This is a genomic window from Vibrio sp. OPT46, assembly GCF_015163535.1.
GTDB lineage: Bacteria > Pseudomonadota > Gammaproteobacteria > Enterobacterales > Vibrionaceae > Vibrio > Vibrio alginolyticus.
This window is the reverse complement of the sequence record NZ_JADDYG010000861.1, coordinates 28,412-47,134: the sequence shown is the minus strand read 5'-3', so window position 1 is coordinate 47,134 and position 18,723 is coordinate 28,412. Positions and strand designations below refer to the sequence as shown.

The following is an 18,723-nucleotide window of genomic DNA, read 5'->3' as shown; positions in this document are numbered from 1 at the left end:
ACTTGGTATCGCCTTTGCTTTATTTGGTTAGCATCAAAGCTTACATGCGCTCAGCAAGATAGGCTTCGTAATCCGGCACTTCGATGTCTACTTCTTGCTCAAGAAGAGGGGAGTTAAACAGGAACTTAGCGGTGGCTCGGTTCGTTGCTACAGGAATATTCCAAACACTAGCAATACGAAGAAGCGCTTTAACGTCTGGGTCGTGAGGTACGGCATTCAGTGGATCCCAAAAGAAAACGAGAACGTCGATTTTGCCTTCTGAAATAAGAGCGCCTAGTTGTTGATCACCGCCCATCGGACCACTGATCATGCTCTTGATCGCAAGTCCAGTTTCTTTACTTAGCATGTGTCCTGTCGTGCCAGTTGCGTAAAGGAAGTGACTCTGTAGCTTTTCTTTGTTTTCTTTTACCCAGCGAAGTAGCTCAGGTTTGCAGTTGTCGTGAGCAACCAAAGCCACATGTTTATGGGTTGGCATGGTACGAATGGTTTTTTGCATCAAGATGTTTCCGTTTGTATGATTTTAAAATTGTTGTGACTCAATAGAACACGTTTTTGGTCTTTCAATCAACAGCCTTAACACGGAATGTCGGCCTATATTCTGACGGAGATAACGATTCTTCGATCGTGTCGTCATGAAGCGTCTTCGGAGTCAGTGGTTTGATGGTTGGTGAGGCATGTTTGTCATACGTTTTACCTCTTAAGTAATGCGTTGCTTGCATCATGGAAAGCCGACCTTGCTGCACCATTTTATCTGTTGGTGCGAAGAGCACTTTGTTACGTAACAGGCCTCGATATACACCATGACTTAAGTACACAGAAACTAGACCGATCTCCTCAGCTTTGCCGGCACTGCGCAGCTCACTGATGGCCGCTTCAATCGCCACTGCACTGCCAACAATGTAATCTATATTTCCCATATCGATCACACGTTGAACTAGGTTACGTTGTAACTCCTTGTCGTTGTCTGCCCAAAATGAGTCAACAATGTTGATATCACTTCCTTGTATCGCTTCATAGAATCCGGCAGTAACGGGTTTCGTACCACCACGAGTTCGCGGCCCCAAAAGTAAGGCAATGTTGGTTTTTCCTGACCCCTTTGGATGGCGAGCTGCCAAATATTGACCCGCTTCGTATCCCATCCAATGCCAGTCAACACCGACAGTCCCTTTTAGCAACTCACTTTGTTCTTCATCCAAGTCGAGTTGGTTCACAGTAGCAAAAACGGGAGTATTCCCTACCCAATTTTTAAGTGAATGCTCGTAAGCCTGTGGGTCCACGGTCCCAAGGATAACTGCATCTGCTCCCCATTGGTTACACAGTGCGAGTTGTTGTTCTTGACGGGTTTTGTTTGGGTAGCCGCCCGCTTCAAGAACTCGTAGCTCGACACCTTCTCTTTTCGCTTCGGACACCATTCCATAGTTTACTGACAACCAGTATGAATCCTTTAGGTGAGGGTATATTGCACATATTTTCTCTGCGGCAACCGCTGGCAAAGAAGCAACGAGGGTTAAAGTGGCTGCAGAATGTTTGAAAAATGTGCGAAATGCGTGTTGATTTTTAACCATGAAATGAAGTTCGTTGGCATAGATTAAGTAAACACTGCAAAATATAACGTAATATGTCGCTGAACACGAACATTAAGGTCATGAAAATATGCTGCTAGCAACTGCAAGCATCGGTCGTAAACTTTTGTTGTCTTTCATTGCGATGGCAATACTGGTCATGTTATCGGCACTTATTGGTGTGTCTGGATTTTCTTTGGTTGCCAAAACCGAAAGAAATGTCGTGGATTCTGCGATTCCCGCCATGATTGAGGCGAGGCAAGTCTCTGAGTTGAGTACTCGTATTATTTCGTCTGTACAAATGTTGTCGAACGCAAGAAACGAGCAGGAAAGAAAGGAGTCAGGGCGAGTGCTGTTCGAACAGCTCGAGTCTTTACTCACTCACATCAAGGAGCTCGGGAGTGAGTCGTTCGATTCTCAATTGTTAGAAGCTTTAGAGAATAACGTCCAGAACGTTATCGACAATTTGGCAGAACTCGGTGTTTCGGTTGAAAAAAAGCTGTGGCTTGCAAAAGAGATAGATACTCGTGTTGAAGAAATGCGTCTGCTCAGTGAAGAGCTAGAACAACTAACTCGTACGCAAGTTCAGAATACAAGCACCATTGCTGTTGCTAACGTCACGCATATTTATGACTTATTAGAATCGAATAAAAAATCGCAAGTTTATCAGGCGCTAGATGCACTGGTGGAGGTCGATCTTGATCTGACTGAGCGATTACATGAACTGCACTTGTTGGCCTTTAAAATGTTGAATCAGATTGAAGAGGCTCGGACATTAACGAATATTGAGCGAATTCAACAGGTTCAAAGTGATTTCGATAGCAACCTCAAAATCATGCAACGCCGTGTACTCGCTGTGGAAGATCCTACGCGCTCTAAGCAAATGAGCCAACTGCTCATAGAGCTTGGTAAGCGTCAGGTCGTATTTTCTATACTGATGCAGCAATACGAGAATAACGAACAGTCACAACAACTGATGCAAAAGACATTAGAGTTGTTCTCAGAGCTTAATGGCACGGTCAACAAATTGGTTGATGATTCAAACAAAACCACTACCGTCGCTGTAGACCAATTGACCAGCACACTGAAATTCGCTCAGTGGTCTTTAACCGTTATTTCAATTGTTGGTTTGATTGTATTGGTGCTGATTTTATGGCGTGTGGTGTACCTTTCTGTTGTGAAGCGGTTAGCTGAATATTCCGCTGCGTTGCTGTCTGTGGCGCAGGGTAACTTAGCGGTTGAGTTGGAAGTGAAAGGCAAAGATGAGTTGGCGCATATGGGGCAGGCCATCATCACGGCTCGTAATACCGCGCAAGCACTAAAAGTGGTAGCAGAGGGTGAAGCTCAAGCCAAGCGAGAGCTTGAGGAGCATAAAGAGCATTTAGAAGAGCTCGTTGAGCAGCGCACTTCGCAGTTAAAACAAGCAAACCGCCGTTTGAATGAAGAGGTTTTGAATCACGCTAAAGCTCGCAAGCAAGCAGAGCAAGCGAGCCGAGCAAAATCGGCATTCTTGGCGACGATGAGCCATGAGATAAGAACGCCAATGAACGGAGTGTTGGGGACAGCACGCTTGTTGATTGACTCAGGCCTCAACCCAATTCAAAAGCGTTATGCGGAAATCATTAATCGTAGTGGTAAAACGTTGCTCGCGATCCTTAATGATGTACTGGATTACTCCAAGATTGAAGCGGGGCATTTAGAAATTCGTCACATGGGCTTCGATTTACACCAAATGGTGGAGGACACTTTCCAGTTAATGAACAGTCGAGCACAAGAGAAGAAGCTGCTGTTCTCCTACCATATTGAAAGTGATGTTAGTCGCTACTGGAAAGGGGATGTCACCAGAATCAGTCAGGTGCTGAACAATCTTGTTGGTAACGCGATTAAGTTCACTGACGAAGGAGAAATTGATATCTACGTTAGCCTGAACCCTGAGGACGAGTCGCAAGTCCTGTTTGAAGTATCAGACACTGGAATAGGAATTGCCAAAAAATACCAGAGAACGTTGTTTGATGCCTTCACGCAAGCTGAAGGTGGGATGAGCCAAACTGGAGGTACGGGGCTTGGACTTGCCATCAGTAAGCGAATCATTGAAGCGATGGGCGGTGTTTTAGAAGTCGATTCCGAAGAGGGAAATGGTAGCCGATTCTGGTTCTCTATTCCGTTAGAGGAAAGCGAACCTGTTGAAACAGGAACCGTGGCAACCGCACGTTGCAAAGTGAAAGCAAAGGTCTTGCTGGTAGAAGATAATGAAGTCAACCGAGTGGTCGCGGAAGGTTTTCTAGAAAGCATGGGTCATCAAGTCGTGATGGCGGAAAACGGCTCACAAGCAGAGCAACTGATCAGCACACAGGATTTTGATATCGCTTTAGTCGACATCAACCTCCCTGATTGTGATGGAACTGAGTTGATCCAACGCTTAAAGCGGATTGAGTGTGATAAGCCGGCCAATAAAGCGCTTGCCGTCACGCCAATGATTGCAGTGTCTGCGCACGTTTTTGCGGAAGAAGTTGAGCGCTATCTAGCCGCTGGTTTTGACGGATACTTGCCTAAGCCATTGGCAAAAGAGGCACTCGCGGCATTGATTCAGGATGCGCTAGACGGAAAGCCGTTGTTGTTGCCACAAAATGCCGACTGTACCCCGTTTGATCAAATTTCGCCTCAAGAACAAGAGCTACAATCAAAGGTCGTTCAAGCGCCCCAAAAAAAGGAACCCGATGTGGTTATCATTAATCCGAGCGTGATTGAGTCCGATATGAAAATCTTGGGCAGAGATAAGATGTTGCACATTATTAATCTGTTTAGATCCACCAGCACTGATGTATTAAGCAAACTGCAAGCGTCTGCTGAGGACAATGATAGTAAAGAAGTAAAGAACCTTGCCCATAAATTAAAGGGCAGCGCGGGAAGTTTAGGACTAACTGCATTAATGAACGCTTGCCAAGCAATTGAAGCCGCGCCTCAACCTCTAGATACCTATAATGCGACTAAAGATGATTTAGTTTCTCAAGTGTCTGCATCAATTCAAGCTCTGGATGAGTTAATGGCGAAGTAATCCATCGAGCATTGAAAATAAAAAAACCTCCGGCTTTCCGGAGGTTTTTTCTATTCGGTCATGTCATCTTCCCACTCGAATCGAGTGTCTAGGGCATAAGGGTCATCATCAAAAGGATGTTCCACTTTGCCACGCAAGTATTCGAGTTGATGCTCAAGCATATTGACCGTTTCGTAGTCTCCCTCAGAACAAGCAACGTAAATCTGTTGTTCAAGAGCGGCAATGTTATCTCGGATACCCATGAGAACCCCCTTAAATCATCATCGATTCTCAAAACGATTATAGTCAAGTAATCCAAATTCGATCGGTTGTTTTGTACGGTACCAATTGTGTAAACGATCGCTAAATGACCAGAATTTTTCTGAGCTTCTACGAATCGCAAAATTATCCAATAACTTAACGTAATCGGACTCGTTTTGGATGGCACTAAATTGATCGACAAAATCTTTTACTTGGTTTTCGTTGATCGAGAAAAATGCCGCAGGGTAGCTTCCCACAACGCCGCGTACAATGGTCATGTCATCGTTAGCAAAGTCACGGTTACTTTCTTCATCAAACAAGCTAGAGATGTTTGTGTGTGCATTGTTGTGAAGTAAGGTGAACAATTCATCTTCCCCTGATTTACTTCTCACCATAAGCATAGTGATTTGCGGAACGGTTTTCAGGCCTTCACCACGAACGTGGTCAATACGTTTTAGTTGCTTTTCACTACTCGCAGAAAGAGCCGTGTCTTGAATTTCGTAGCGAGGCAGAAGCACATCTGAGACATGTTCTCTCAACAACTCCACCAACTCCGTTTTTGGATCGTCACTCTTATACTGAACGCTGGTTGGTTGGTTAAACGGCTTCACATTTCGTTGTAAAAAGTCACTCAACTGCGGGCTTTGATCTTTATACCAGCTAGATTGCAGTTCATGGCGCATATCGGCGGGTAACAACGAGATAAAGTTACTTTCGCCTTCTAGACGCAAGAAGTCCATAAACATTCGTGTCATGAGCTGATGGCCGAAGTTACCGTAAACGTCAAACCCAGCAACAAGCAAATAGTGGATACGCTCTAGTAACGCGTAGTCAAGAATCCACACTGTTTTAGGCTGCTCACCAACTAACCCTTGAACAACAGAAGCACTATCAAAATGGCGGAATATCGTTAATGCCGCATTATGGTTGGTGCCATTACCGTCCCAAATTACATCGGTGGATAGGTTTTCACCTTCTTTAAACCAGTTATTAGTGAACTCAGATTTAGCCTCTAGGTAGCGAGCTTGCTGGCGCGCGTACTTGACCCAGTTGGTAACAGGTAGCGTGTTACTTTCTTGTTCTGCCGGTAGTTTTAGGTTATCAGCCTGAGATCGGTAAAACTCATTTACTTCTGGGATGTCTGCTTTATCTGGATCAAGGAAAAACACCCAAAAGCGATCATTGATAACATTCAATGCCAGTTGGCCACGACAAACTGGGCCTTTGATGTATGCCATTATTGTATTTTGTGCATTATCTAGCATGAACTTAAAGCGCGATTTCACTGGAAGGTCGATGAATGATGTCATCGGGTTTGCAGCAACTTCTGGTGCATAACTCGGTAGCTGGCTAACCGTGTAATCAGCATCAATAAACCAAGTTTTCCAGTTCTCTATGCGTTGCTTGTTTACCGCGAATGGCATGTGAGTTTTATCTACTATGGTCCCTTGCTCTGGAATAATTCGATAAAACACACGTTCAACCCCTGGATCATCGTACGGGCGACGCGTTGAAATACGTTTGACGGGCTGTCCTGGTGGTGTAGCAGAGCGGACGAGCGTGAAGAATCGGGGATCTTCATCGAGTTCTGAAAAGTAGAGATGAGATAAAAACAAATGCTCATATATATACCTAGCCATCAGCTGATTTTTCAAATCAGAGTGGTTAAGTAATGTTTCGTACTTATCTATTTGCGCTTGCTCATTCTCACTAACAGGTTGGTGAACGTTCATTATTGCGCCGTTTTCCAACCAAGTCATGAGTGTGTGGTATTCACTGTTTGATAGATTTGGCATACCAAAAGGCATGCCCCAGGTTGGGTTATCCTTCTCGTATTGCTCGTATTCTTCAATCGTCGGACAGGTTTGCTCTCGGTCTATCGAAAAGTCAAAGCCTTCTAACTGGACTTGGTCAGGCAATGGGTGGCGCTCTTTTTGTTGTAGCAAACGTGCGATAAGTCCTGCATCAATGTTGGCTGCCATGCTTTGATCACGTTCGTTGAGAACCGGATGAAAACCCGCATCGCGCCACTCTTGGGTTGTTTCTGCATCTTCGAATAAGCGTGTTGGTGCTGCGGCTGTGAGTCTTGTTCCTTCATATACCAGTGCTTTACTCGCACCACGGTCAATGCCCTCAACAGAAGAGAGCTTAAGTTGGCATGGTGCATCGTAGCACGCGTGGCAGACGACACAGCGGTTATCCATAATGGGTTTAACTTCGCTTTGGAAGAAGTTTGCTTGAGGGGTTTCCACGTCAACTGTGCGTTCACGCACGAGCTGTGGACCAAACAGTTGGTCATAGTTAAGACCAGCATAGGTTGCACAGCCGGCAAACAAAGTAGCAATGCAAAGTGTAAAAATTAAGCGCAAATTCATTGAGTTATTTTACGTGATTAGAATTTGCATTAATTAAAGCAAAATAAGCGGTCAATTACCAAAAGTTGGGTCAATTAGCGTTAATTTTTCTGTTGATTGTCTGAGCGCTTGAAAATGTAACCCTGGCGGTGGACTGTCTGAATTCTGTCTGTTGGAACGCCTTCGTGAACTAGACGCTTTCTCATTCTGCTCATGTGCATATCGAGTGCTCGATCATGTTCAGTAAATTCACGTTTTAGTACTGTTTCGTAAAGAAAATGCTTACTAAGCACTTGATCTTGATGGTGAGTGAGAGTTTGCAGCAGCTTAAATTGAATGCTTGTTAACTGAACAGATTTCTTGTTTGGCAAGTAATTGAGTACCACAGAGTGAGTGCGCTTATCTAGTAATAGCTCCTCATCATTATGGTGAACGCCGTTGTGTTGGCATTGGGAAGTTTTTCCATTTGAAACCTTGGAGTCAAGCACACGGGTACCTTAATTATTAATAGTAGTAAAACGTATTATCATTAATATTTATATAAAAGCAATCAGGTACTTTATGAGCACTGTGATATGCGTAGACAATCTTAATACTTGAGATTACCAGTAGTGATGAATGATGCGATGGCGCTCTGAACTAAAGTGCTATTGGAGTGCGTATTAGCTACAAATAACGGTGTAATGTTAGGCAAAGATAGAAAGAATTCTCATTTAGTAAATTCGCTTATCCGCCATTTGTGAACTATACATTCTGTTGCAGGAAGCACTTTTCTAATACACACAGAGGTTTATATGACAGCGAAATATGGCGTTAAACGCCGATTAGCGATTCTTGCCGCCGCTTTAATCGGTGCGACAAGTAGCAGTATCGCAGCAGAGAAACCAAATATTCTCGTCATTTGGGGTGATGATATTGGCCAGTCCAATCTCAGTGCTTACACGTTTGGCTTGATGGGGTACAAAACACCAAATATAGACAGTATCGCCAAAGAAGGCATGATGTTCACTGACTATTACGGTGAGCAATCTTGTACAGCGGGCCGTTCTACTTTCATTACGGGCCAAACCGTTCTTAGAACAGGTTTGAGTAAAGTGGGGCTTCCAGGTGCTGATCTTGGCTTGAAGGAAGAGGACGCAACCATTGCCGAAATGCTGAAGCCGATGGGCTATATGACAGGGCAATTTGGTAAAAACCACTTAGGTGATAAAGATGAGCACCTTCCTACTAATCACGGCTTCGATGAATTTTTTGGCAACCTTTATCACTTGAACGCCGAGGAGGAGCCAGAAAACGTCGATTATCCTAAAGATCCTGAGTTTCGTAAAAAGTTCGGTCCGCGCGGCGTTATCCGTTCGTACGCTGATGGCAAAATTGAGGATACAGGACCTCTAACTCGCAAGCGCATGGAAACCGTGGATGAAGAGACGTTAGATGCGGCACTCGACTTTATGGATCGTGCAGTCAAGGCTGAAAAACCTTTCTTTGTCTGGTGGAACGCAACTCGTATGCACTTCCGTACTCATGTGAAAGAAGAGAACTCTGGAAAAACAGGCATCAGCGAGTATGCAGATGGTATGGTCGAGCATGATAATCATGTAGGTCAGCTGCTGAAAAAAGTGGATGATTTGGGTATTAAAGACAACACAATCGTCTTTTACTCCACCGATAATGGCCCACACATGAACTCGTGGCCAGATGCAGGCACAACGCCATTCCGTGGAGAGAAAAATACCAACTGGGAAGGTGCGTACCGAGTTCCTGCGATGGTACGTTGGCCGGGTAAAATTAAAGCTGGCTCTGTTTCGAATGATATCATGCATCACATGGACTGGATGCCAACGTTCGTTGCTGCCGCGGGTGATGACAATATCAAAGAGAAATTGCTCAAAGGTTATAGTGCGAATGGTAAGAAATTCAAAGTTCACCTAGACGGCTATAACTTCCTACCATATTTGACTGGTAAAGAGGATAAGGCCCCACGTGAAGAAATTTTTTACTTCTCAGATGATGGAGACTTAACTGCACTTCGTTATAACAAATGGAAGCTGGTCTTTATGGAGCAACGAGCAAAAGGTACGTTGCGTATTTGGGCTGAACCATTCACCACACTTCGTGTTCCTAAGATCTTCAACTTGCGTATGGATCCTTACGAAGTGGCTGATATCACTTCTAACACTTACTACGATTGGATGCTAGACCGTGCTTACATGCTTGTTCCTGCGCAAGCTTACGTAGGCAGATTCCTTGAAACGTTTAAAGAGTTCCCACCAAGGCAAAAAGCAGCAAGCTTCTCGCTCGATCAAGTGATGGAGAAACTAAAAGAGAACCCAAATAAGTAGGAAAAGCTAAGTGAAGTATCACATATAGAAAGAGGCTCATTAAAATGAGCCTCTTTTTTATCTGTAAAATTCTATCTATTCAGGTTTGTAGAAAGCTTGATGACGAAAACGCCTAACGCTTCAATTGACAAGAGTTATAAACAAATTGGTTCGTAGTGGGCTGCCGTTAAGTTGGCTTTGATTTTTTCACGTAGAGCGATGTGGGCTGGGTTGTTTACCTCTCGCTTATGGTAAACGAACTTGTAAGGGATAGAGCGTATCGAAATGGGGCAGGGCAAAATTTGAAGTTTGAGCGCTTTGCTCCACTTGTTTGCAAAAGATTGAGACACGATCCCTAAACTGTCTCTTTGGGCGACATACAGCGCCATGCCCGCTAGCGAAGATGTGATCAAGTCGACTTTTCTTTCTTGAATTGTTTCCTTTGCTAGTTGCTCGAACCCCGACATGTTGTTCCATTTTCCTGAAAATAAACAGTGAGTTTCCTCATAAAATTGCTCTTTTGTGAGCGTGCCGTGTACACGGGGATGGTTCTCACGACAGATAACCACGGCTTCTTCCTCATAGGCATCTTCAATAATAAACGCTGCATCTTTCGTGATCACCGTATCGATTACTAGATCGACTTTTTGTTGTCTTAACAGCTCAAATAATAGGAATTTTTCGGGTGGTGATTCATAAAAAATAGTGTTCTTTATCGGGTCCATAATGTGCAACAAAATTTCCGAACAACACACTTCAAAATGATTTCTATCAGATATCGCATTGTCAATAATACTAACCGCTTGCTGGAATTGCGGCAGTAATTGATAAGCGGTGGAGGTTAGTGCGATACCTCGTCCTTTTTTAACGAATAATTGCTTATCTACGACTTGCTCTAAACGCTTTATTGCAGCGCTCACAGCAGGTTGTGTAAGCCCTAATTGTTCCGCGGCTTTTGTATAAGATTGAAACTCCGCAACAACAAGAAAAGTTTGGATCAAATTCAAGTCCATAACGTCACTCATAAATTTAATTTATAGGTTAACTAATTTTGACTGCATTTATCGCCTGAAATTAGTGCTTTATCTTATATCAACAATGGTATTGAAAAGCGAATACCGTTTTTTACGCACTAGCGAACTCTTGGAGATAATATGAAAAATGCGACCAAAACGAGCAGTAAAAAACTCGTACTTAACGCATGTACGTTAGCATTAGGCGCTGCATCTGCAGTTGCACATGCAGCGGACAAACCCAACATTCTTGTCATCTTTGGTGATGATGTTGGTTACTGGAACCTTAGTACCTATAACCAAGGCATGATGGCGTACAACACGCCAAACATCGATAGCATTGCTAAAGAAGGTGCGAAGTTCACTAACTTCTACGCACAGCAAAGCTCGACAGCAGGCCGTTCTTCATTCATCACTGGTCAAATGCCAAAACGTACAGGTCTATCAAAAGTGGGCTTACCAGGCGCTCCGGAAGGTATCTCGGAAAAAGATCCGACGATTGCAACCGTGCTTAAGCAAATGGGTTACGCAACCGGACAATTTGGTAAGAACCATTTAGGTGACCGAGACGAGCATCTTCCTACCAACCACGGTTTTGATGAATTCTTCGGCAACCTATACCATTTGAACGCAGAAGAAGAGCCAGAGAACGTGGATTACCCTAAAGATCCGGAGTTCAAGAAGAAATTTGGCCCTCGTGGCGTTATCCATTCTTACGCTGACGGCAAAATCGAAGATACCGGTCCACTAACGCGTAAGCGTATGGAAAATGTTGATGGTGAGTTTCTTGATGCCGCAGAGAGCTTCATAGAAAAGCAAGTAAAAGCGGACAAGCCGTTCTTTACTTGGTTTAACACCACTCGCATGCACAACTTCACACATGTTCCTGAAGAATACCAAGGTAAAACAGGTGCCGGTTTCTACGCGGATGGTGTTAAGCAGCACGATGACCAAATCGGTCAGCTACTTAACAAGATCAAAGAGTTAGGTGTGGATGACAATACAATCATTGTTTACACCACTGACAACGGCCCTATGGTTGATTTGTGGCCGGATGCTGGGATGACACCGTTCCGCTCAGAGAAAAACACTGGCTGGGAAGGGAGTTTCCGTGTGCCAATGTTGATTAAATGGCCTGGAAAAATTGAGGCAGGTAAAACATTCAACGGCATGATGTCATTAGAGGACTTTTTCCCGACACTAGTTGCTGCGGCAGGTGATACCAAAGTTAAAGACGAATTACTAAAAGGCAAAAAAGTTGGCGATGTGGACTACAAAGTTCACCTAGACGGTTACAACCAATTGCCATACTTAACGGGTAAGTCAGACAAATCCGCACGAAATGAGTTCGTTTACTGGAGCGACGACGGCGATCTTGTGGCATTGCGCCAAGGAAAGTACAAGTTCCACTTTATGATTCAAGAGAATGAAACGGGTATGGATGTATGGCGTAAGCCGTTCACTAAACTTCGTGTGCCACTGATCTTTGACTTGAGCATTGATCCATTTGAACGAGGCGATCAAGGCATGGGTTATTCTCGTTGGATGTACGAGCGTTCATTCTTAATGATGCCAGCAATGGATACAGTGAAAGAGGTGATGGGTACATTCAAAGAGTTCCCTCCTCGTATGGAAGCAGGTTCGTTCGTACCTAAGTCTTCTAAGTAAATTAAGATTATATAGCGCTTTTTGGAGCGCTATATACCCAAATAGCTTCACTTTTGCTGTACAGCGCTCAGGAGGTTATTTGGGTATATGTAATAGTGAGAAACGTATGAGTAAGATTTCCCCTCGCCATTCTACTACTATGCCTATTGTTCCCCTTAAAACGGCGTCTAAAGCGCCGGTTCTGGGCGCGTATGACCGTCGATTCCATGTGATGGCAAAGCCAGGCGGAGCAAAGTGCAACATCGATTGTCAGTACTGCTTTTATCTGCATAAAGAAAATCTACTGCACCAAGAAAAGCAGCCAAAAATGGACGACGCAACACTGGAAGCGTTCGTGAAAAGCTATATCGAAAGTCAGGATGGCGAAGAAATTGTATTCTCATGGCAGGGCGGGGAGCCGACGCTGCTTGGGTTGGACTATTTCCGCAATGTCGTAGCTTTGCAAAAGAAACATCAGCCGAAAGGCGTTCGCATTGAAAACGACCTTCAGACCAACGGCATTTTGCTAAACGATGAGTGGTGTGCGTTTTTAAAAGAGCACAACTTCCTAGTTGGCTTGTCGATTGATGGGCCACGAGAGCTGCACAACAAATATCGCAAAACCCGCAGCGGTAAGCCAACGTTTGATCTCGTGATGAAAGCGGTAGATAAGCTCAAAGCGCATGGCGTGAAATTCAACGCGTTGGTCACGGTGAATCGTCACAATGCGAAATACCCGCTCGAAGTATATCGATTTTTAACCCAAGAATTGGGTGTGACTTATATTCAGTTTGCGCCGGTGGTAGAAGCCAACAACTTCCAAACAACCGCGCCGCAGTTTTGGAACGAACAGATGATCCCAACCAAAGGCAGTGTTCTGGCTAAACCGGGGCATCCAATGTCGATTGTAACGGATTGGTCAGTCGATCCTGAAGACTGGGGACGCTTTTTAATGGCGACCTTTGAAGAGTGGGTGAATAACGATCTTGGCCGTGTGTTGGTTAATCTGTTTGAAACCGCGGTGGCGCAAGTAATGGGGAAACCGTCTCAGCTTTGCGTGACGGCGGAGTTTTGTGGCAAAGGGTTGGCGATTGAGCACAATGGCGACGTGTTCAGTTGCGACCACTATGTGTATCCAGAATACAAACTCGCCAACATTCATGAACACTCACTGAATGAAATGGCCTTCTCTACAAGACAATATACTTTTGGCATGGCAAAACGCGATTCATTGCCGACGTATTGTAAGCAATGCCCTTACTTGCCTTATTGTTGGGGTGAGTGCCCCAAAAACCGTTTGATCAAAACGCCGAATGGTGAGAGTGGTCTAAACTATTTGTGTTCGGGAATCAAAATGTTCTTTGATTATGCGTTACCGATGTTGGTTGGTCTTGCACAACTTCTCCAATCTCAAGAACCGCAAAGATAACATAGTGAATATAACCTTAAGTTATTTCATTTGTTCTTATACTTAACTATCGAAAAGACGGCTTAAACCATTGAAAAGGTATCCTATGAACCACGCACAACAAGCGATAAAAGAACTCATCGAACAAACAGAAAAAAGCGTCATTGGACAAAGCCACGTGGTTCGAGCTTTAGTCATTGGGTTATTAACAAATGGGCATATTCTGCTAGAAGGTTTACCGGGAACGGCAAAAACACGTTCCGTAAAATCGTTGGCGAACTTGTTAAACACCAGTTTTGGTCGAATCCAGTTTACGCCGGATCTTTTACCATCTGACGTGACGGGCACTGAGGTTTATCAAGAGCTGGATGGTAAGCCGCAACTCCATTTTCAGTCAGGGCCAATTTTTAACAGCATTGTACTTGCTGATGAGGTCAACCGTGCACCAGCCAAAGTACAAGCGGCACTGCTTGAAGCCATGGCCGAAGGCACAATCACGGTAGGCGATAAAACTCACGTATTGCCAGACTTATTTATGGTGCTTGCAACGCAAAACCCTGTAGAGCAAGAGGGCACGTACCCGCTGCCAGAAGCGCAAATGGACCGCTTTATCATGAAGGTTACCGTCGATTATCCAGAAGATGACGCCGAACGTGACATCATTCGTTTGGTGCGCAGTGAAGAATTGGGTGCGGAAACCAGCAGCGAAATTGTTACGCCAAAACACATCGAGCCAGACGTGGTGCTAGAAGCGCGTCGTCAGTTACCAAACATCGTGGTATCGGACCTAGTGGAAAACTACATCGTTGCGTTAGTGATGGCGACTCGTAAGCCAGAGCGTTATGCCGATTCAAACTTAGCAAAATGGATTGAGATTGGCTCTAGTCCTCGTGCTTCCATCGCACTCGACAAATGCGCTCGTGCGTATGCGTGGATGCAAGGACGTGACCATGTGACTCCTGACGATGTGCGTGTCATGGTTCCGTCTGTATTGGGCCACCGTTTTTCTTTGACCTACGACGCACTAGCAGACGGAGTCGATCACCAACGAGTCGTACAAGAGCTGCTAGATTGTGTAGAAATTGGGTAAGTGGGAGGCATTATGGCTAAGCCAACTCTTGCGCCAAAATCACAGGGGATGGATCCCCGTTTGTACTGCGATTACGCTCGTTTAGTACGTCTGCAAGCACAAGCAGAATCATTCAGTTTACTTCCTCACCTAAAGGCGGGTAGCGTACTCTCTGGCCGACACAATTCGTTGTTTCGCGGTCGTGGATTGAACTTCGAAGAGCTGCGCCATTACCAATTGGGTGACGATATTCGTAACCTTGATTGGAAAGTTACGATGCGTACGGGTAAGCCGCATGTACGCAGTTATACAGAAGAAAAAGATCGCAACGTAATCGTGTGTGTCGACCAGAGAAGCACAATGTTTTTTGCTTCGACGCAAGTAATGAAATCAGTTGTCGCGGCAGAGATCGCAGCGATGTGTGGGTGGCGAGTATTAAAAGATGGCGACCGAGTCGGTTTTGTCATCGCATCCCAGCAGGCGTTGTTTCACAGCAAGGCACAGCGTTCGCAAAACGATCTTCTGGCGCAACTTAAACGTCTCGCTAAAGCCAATCAATCGCTCAATGTGGACTCCCGCAATTCCGAAAAAGTAGCGTTCAGTCAATGGATTGAGCTTATTAAACGCATGAATCTCAAGCAATCCACTTTGATTTTTATCAGCGACTGGAGCGACTGCGAGGAGCACCACCTTGATCACCTTAAACAGCTACAACAGCACAACGATGTTCTTGCTGTGATGGTCAGTGACCCATTAGAACAAGCGCTACCAGACGATTTGGCAAAATCGAAATGGGTGGTTGGTGATGGGCAGTATCAACTCAATTTAGACAGCAACGCAAAGGTAGAAGCTGCGAGCGCAAAGCTTGAGGCTCGAACTAGCTTACAGCGTCAATCACTCTCTCAACTTATGGCGATGAAACACCTTCCGCACATCGAACTCGATACGACAGGTGAGCACATTAAACAATTCCAAAAACTGGTAGGAGGGCGTTAAATGAGTGATCTTCCTACGCCTCCGAGTACCTACATACTCAGAGAGCTGCATGATGTGGCTGTACCATCTAGCGTGAGTTGGTACCCGCAAACTATTGGCTGGAAAATTTTAGCGGCGGTTGTGCTCATTGCATTGGTGTATGTCGTATATCGATTGGCTCGGCAATGGTGGCATAATCGTTACCGAAAAGAAGCTCTACTGGCGATTTCGCAAATCAAATCGAGCGACAAAGACATGCCAAAAGTATTGTTCTCTGTGCTTAAAGTAGTGCTGATTCATATTGATAGCCGCAACGCGAAATTGTTTGATACCGCCTTTCTGCGCAAGCTCGATGCGCTGTATCCGCAAACCGAAGATTCTCAAGCAAACTCGCAAATGGTTTTTAACGATGAGCTTTCAAAGTGCTGGCTACAAAGTATTGTTGACCCAAGCGTTACGCTAACCAACGAAGAGCGAGTAACGCTTATTGCTCGTGCGAAAAACTGGGTGAGTGAGCACCGTTGTGATGCTCAAAAAAGCGCGGCAAATAAATCACCACGATTGAAACGCAAAGCACATCAGGGAGGTCAACATGAATGATCTTCTTGCATCGATAACTGGTTTGTCAGGTTTTGAATTTGCTCACCCAATGTGGTTTCTGGTTTTGCCCTTGCCGTTGGTGGTGTACTACTTGGTGCCCGCATATCGCACTAAGCAAATGGCGATCAAAGTGCCGTTTTTTAGTCAGCTGGTGGAAGCGATTGGCGAGACGCCATCAGAAGGTGCAAGCCAGTTGACCCCGAGTTGGTGGCAACGAGCAACGTTAATTCTTTCATGGCTTTTGGTGGTGTGTGCGATGGCAAAACCCACCGTGTTAGGCGAGCCTCAAGTTCGCGAGAGTTTAGGCCGCGATGTGATGGTGGTGGTGGATCTTTCGGGCTCCATGGCCGAGCCAGATTTCACCTCACGTACAGGCGAAAAAATTTCTCGTCTTGATGCGGCAAAAGAAGTGCTGTCGGAGTTTGTTCAGTCTCGTAAAGGTGACCGATTAGGCTTGGTGCTTTTTGGTGATGCTGCTTTCGTGCAAACGCCATTTACCGCAGACCAAAAAGTGTGGCTCGAACTGCTTAACCAAACCGATGTGGCAATGGCAGGGCAGAGTACCCATCTTGGTGATGCGATTGGCTTAGCGATTAAAGTTTTTGAGCAAAGCGATCAGTCGCGTGGTGCTTTAGAACAAGACCAAAACCGTGAAAAAGTCGCGATTGTATTAACCGATGGTAACGACACGGGCAGTTTTGTTGAACCGATTGATGCGGCGAAAGTTGCGAAAGCCAAAGGCGTGAGAGTACACGTCATTGCGATGGGCGATCCGGAAACGATAGGTGAAACCGCGTTGGATATGGACACGATTCATCGCATTGCGAAAGAATCCGGCGGTGAAGCGTTTGAAGCACTCAACCGTGATGAACTATCGGCTGCCTACGACGAAATTGGCAAACTGGAACCTCAACTTTACGAAAGCACCACATACCGCCCAAAACAAAGCCTTCATCATTACTTGATGGCGTTAGTGGTCATCATGCATTTGCTCGCGTTCAGCGTCGCAACACTCAAAAGAAGGGCTGTTACACGATCATCATTAGGAGATAGCGATGTTTGATTCTCTTAGTTGGACGCAATTCTTTACGCAGTTTCATTTTATTCGACCACTGTGGTTACTGGCTTTGGTCCCCATGTTTTTCTTGGTGTGGTTACGCTGGCGAGAAGAAAGCAAGCCAAGCTGGAAGGATATTCTGCCCGAACATTTACGCAATGCTTTGACGATAGGTGAGCGAGGTTGGCGTAAGCAACTGCCGCTTAAGCTCTTGATGCTGATTGTGTTCATCGCCATTGTGATTTGTGCAGGCCCAACGTGGCAACGTGAATCTTCCCCCTTTGGCGAAGATAAAGCCTCTCTGCTGGTGGTGCTTGATAACAGCGAATCGATGCTGCAAAAAGATCTCCCACCAAACCGCCTTGAGCGTTCCAAACAGAAAATACGCGATTTGCTAGCCGTGCGAAAAGGCGGAAAAACGGGGTTAGTCGTGTTTGCGGGCAGTGCTCATGTCGCGATGCCTATAACTCAAGACAGTAAAGTATTTGACCCGTTTTTGGCGGCCATTACGCCAGAAATTATGCCCGTGCAAGGTAAGCTTGCCGAAAAAGCCTTGCCGTTAATTGACCAACAATTGCAAGGTCAACCAGGCTCTACCGTTCTGTTGGTGAGTGATGGCGTTAATCCAGCCACGATTGAGCAATACCAAGCGTATTTCTCGGGCAAATCTTATCAACTGTTAATTCTTGCGGCAGGGAATGCTGACATTGTGAGTAACAACCCAATGGATTTGGATTCTCTACAAGAACTGGCTAGTCAGGCTAACGGTCGATTGGTGGAAGTGACCGTCGATAATAGTGATATCGAGCAACTGAATCGATACGTTGAGCGCAATATGCAGCTTAATGGCGAATCTTCAATGCCTTGGAAAGACATGGGGTATCAAATTCTGTTCCCAATCGCGCTGATCATGATGCTGTGGTTTAGAAAAGGGTGGTTAGTGCAGTGGTGCGTGATTGTAATGGTGAGCGGCACGTTATTGATGCCAACAAGTGCATTGGCCGAGAACATTTCAGTTAAAGCCGAGCAGCCACAAGTTGTGCAAAAAGTGACGGCTTTCGACAAGGTGGCGCAATGGTGGTGGGATTTGTGGCTAACGCCAGATCAACAAGGACAGCGTTTGTTCAACCAACAAGCGTATTTAGAAGCTGCAAAACACTTTGTCGATCCATTACGTAAAGGCACGGCGTACTACTACGCTAGCGAGTTTGAGCTCGCGCACAGTGCGTTTTTGGAAATGCAAAACGACCCGTCCGAAGAGGTTAGAGATTACGGTCTTTACAATGCGGCGAGCGCATTGGCGCGTCAGCGAGAATATTTGGCTGCTCGTGACTTGTTAAAATCCCTAGCCAGTAAGCCAACGTTGAGCGAGTCGTTAAGACCTGATGTTGAGCACAACTTGAAAGTGATTGCTGGCATCGT

The 18,723-nt window shown here is 45.3% G+C and carries 15 protein-coding genes; 9 read left to right on the top strand and 6 right to left on the bottom strand.

Annotated elements, in window-relative coordinates; genetic code table 11:
• Positions 1-40: 40 nt before the first annotated feature.
• Both IQR33_RS30665 and torT read right to left on the bottom strand, forming a co-directional pair.
• Positions 41-496, bottom strand: coding sequence for a methylglyoxal synthase (locus IQR33_RS30665; protein WP_005376571.1), 456 nt, complete (start codon positions 494-496; stop codon positions 41-43).
• A gap of 64 nt (positions 497-560) precedes the next feature.
• On the bottom strand, positions 561-1,610 hold the full coding sequence (gene torT, locus IQR33_RS30660) for a TMAO reductase system periplasmic protein TorT (RefSeq protein ID WP_081051359.1): 1,050 nt from the start codon (positions 1,608-1,610) through the stop codon (positions 561-563).
• Between the two features lie 43 nt (positions 1,611-1,653).
• On the opposite strand from torT, the gene torS reads away from it, so the two are divergent.
• Positions 1,654-4,617 (top strand): TMAO reductase system sensor histidine kinase/response regulator TorS, encoded by a 2,964-nt coding sequence (torS, locus tag IQR33_RS30655; RefSeq protein ID WP_104976152.1) that lies wholly within the window; start codon positions 1,654-1,656, stop codon positions 4,615-4,617.
• Between the two features lie 50 nt (positions 4,618-4,667).
• Here torS and IQR33_RS30650 read toward each other — a convergent pair whose 3' ends face one another.
• From IQR33_RS30650 to IQR33_RS30640, 3 genes are all read right to left on the bottom strand, one after another.
• Entirely contained in the window at positions 4,668-4,859 is a 192-nt protein-coding gene (locus IQR33_RS30650; protein ID WP_005376565.1) for a hypothetical protein, read from the bottom strand.
• 18 nt (positions 4,860-4,877) lie between these two features.
• Positions 4,878-7,232, bottom strand: coding sequence for a fatty acid cis/trans isomerase (locus tag IQR33_RS30645; RefSeq protein ID WP_169644439.1), 2,355 nt, complete (start codon positions 7,230-7,232; stop codon positions 4,878-4,880).
• An 80-nt stretch (positions 7,233-7,312) separates the two neighbouring features.
• The gene (locus IQR33_RS30640; RefSeq protein ID WP_005376561.1) at positions 7,313-7,699 is read right to left on the bottom strand and encodes a winged helix-turn-helix domain-containing protein; all 387 of its coding nucleotides are present in this window, start codon (positions 7,697-7,699) and stop codon (positions 7,313-7,315) included.
• A gap of 306 nt (positions 7,700-8,005) precedes the next feature.
• On the opposite strand from IQR33_RS30640, the gene IQR33_RS30635 reads away from it, so the two are divergent.
• Positions 8,006-9,553 carry an arylsulfatase gene (locus tag IQR33_RS30635; protein WP_005376560.1) on the top strand — a complete coding sequence of 516 codons (1,548 nt, stop codon included), beginning with the start codon at positions 8,006-8,008 and terminating at the stop codon, positions 9,551-9,553.
• 134 nt (positions 9,554-9,687) lie between these two features.
• Here IQR33_RS30635 and IQR33_RS30630 read toward each other — a convergent pair whose 3' ends face one another.
• Positions 9,688-10,545: a LysR family transcriptional regulator gene (locus IQR33_RS30630; RefSeq protein WP_005376559.1), complete on the bottom strand. Its 858-nt coding sequence runs from the start codon at positions 10,543-10,545 to the stop codon at positions 9,688-9,690.
• Between the two features lie 141 nt (positions 10,546-10,686).
• On the opposite strand from IQR33_RS30630, the gene IQR33_RS30625 reads away from it, so the two are divergent.
• The 7 genes from IQR33_RS30625 to IQR33_RS30595 form a co-directional block, all read left to right on the top strand.
• Positions 10,687-12,213, top strand: coding sequence for an arylsulfatase (locus IQR33_RS30625; protein ID WP_054576045.1), 1,527 nt, complete (start codon positions 10,687-10,689; stop codon positions 12,211-12,213).
• A 106-nt stretch (positions 12,214-12,319) separates the two neighbouring features.
• Positions 12,320-13,621, top strand: coding sequence for an anaerobic sulfatase maturase (locus tag IQR33_RS30620; protein ID WP_054576044.1), 1,302 nt, complete (start codon positions 12,320-12,322; stop codon positions 13,619-13,621).
• Between the two features lie 85 nt (positions 13,622-13,706).
• Positions 13,707-14,690 (top strand): AAA family ATPase, encoded by a 984-nt coding sequence (locus tag IQR33_RS30615; protein ID WP_193837974.1) that lies wholly within the window; start codon positions 13,707-13,709, stop codon positions 14,688-14,690.
• A gap of 12 nt (positions 14,691-14,702) precedes the next feature.
• Complete coding sequence (locus tag IQR33_RS30610; protein WP_054576043.1) at positions 14,703-15,665, top strand: DUF58 domain-containing protein; 963 nt, start codon at positions 14,703-14,705, stop codon at positions 15,663-15,665.
• Entirely contained in the window at positions 15,666-16,244 is a 579-nt protein-coding gene (locus tag IQR33_RS30605) for a DUF4381 domain-containing protein (protein ID WP_005376546.1), read from the top strand. It abuts the gene before it with no gap.
• Positions 16,237-17,307: a vWA domain-containing protein gene (locus IQR33_RS30600; protein WP_005376545.1), complete on the top strand. Its 1,071-nt coding sequence runs from the start codon at positions 16,237-16,239 to the stop codon at positions 17,305-17,307. Before IQR33_RS30605 ends, IQR33_RS30600 begins: the two co-directional genes overlap by 8 nt.
• Positions 17,300-18,723 (top strand): vWA domain-containing protein (locus IQR33_RS30595; protein WP_228014227.1); only part of this gene is annotated, 1,424 nt, incomplete at its 3' end. The genes IQR33_RS30600 and IQR33_RS30595, both read left to right, overlap by 8 nt.

What these genes read in the sequence shown, in the direction of transcription:
- IQR33_RS30620 (WP_054576044.1), top strand. Translation starts at nt 12,320, where the DNA reads ATGAGTAAGATTTCCCCTCGCCATTCTACTACTATGCCTATTGTTCCC.
- IQR33_RS30630 (WP_005376559.1), bottom strand. Translation starts at nt 10,545, where the DNA reads ATGGACTTGAATTTGATCCAAACTTTTCTTGTTGTTGCGGAGTTTCAA.
- IQR33_RS30635 (WP_005376560.1), top strand. Translation starts at nt 8,006, where the DNA reads ATGACAGCGAAATATGGCGTTAAACGCCGATTAGCGATTCTTGCCGCC.
- torS (WP_104976152.1), top strand. Translation starts at nt 1,654, where the DNA reads ATGCTGCTAGCAACTGCAAGCATCGGTCGTAAACTTTTGTTGTCTTTC.
- IQR33_RS30610 (WP_054576043.1), top strand. Translation starts at nt 14,703, where the DNA reads ATGGCTAAGCCAACTCTTGCGCCAAAATCACAGGGGATGGATCCCCGT.
- IQR33_RS30600 (WP_005376545.1), top strand. Translation starts at nt 16,237, where the DNA reads ATGAATGATCTTCTTGCATCGATAACTGGTTTGTCAGGTTTTGAATTT.
- IQR33_RS30645 (WP_169644439.1), bottom strand. Translation starts at nt 7,232, where the DNA reads ATGAATTTGCGCTTAATTTTTACACTTTGCATTGCTACTTTGTTTGCC.
- IQR33_RS30665 (WP_005376571.1), bottom strand. Translation starts at nt 496, where the DNA reads ATGCAAAAAACCATTCGTACCATGCCAACCCATAAACATGTGGCTTTG.
- IQR33_RS30615 (WP_193837974.1), top strand. Translation starts at nt 13,707, where the DNA reads ATGAACCACGCACAACAAGCGATAAAAGAACTCATCGAACAAACAGAA.
- IQR33_RS30625 (WP_054576045.1), top strand. Translation starts at nt 10,687, where the DNA reads ATGAAAAATGCGACCAAAACGAGCAGTAAAAAACTCGTACTTAACGCA.
- IQR33_RS30650 (WP_005376565.1), bottom strand. Translation starts at nt 4,859, where the DNA reads ATGGGTATCCGAGATAACATTGCCGCTCTTGAACAACAGATTTACGTT.
- IQR33_RS30605 (WP_005376546.1), top strand. Translation starts at nt 15,666, where the DNA reads ATGAGTGATCTTCCTACGCCTCCGAGTACCTACATACTCAGAGAGCTG.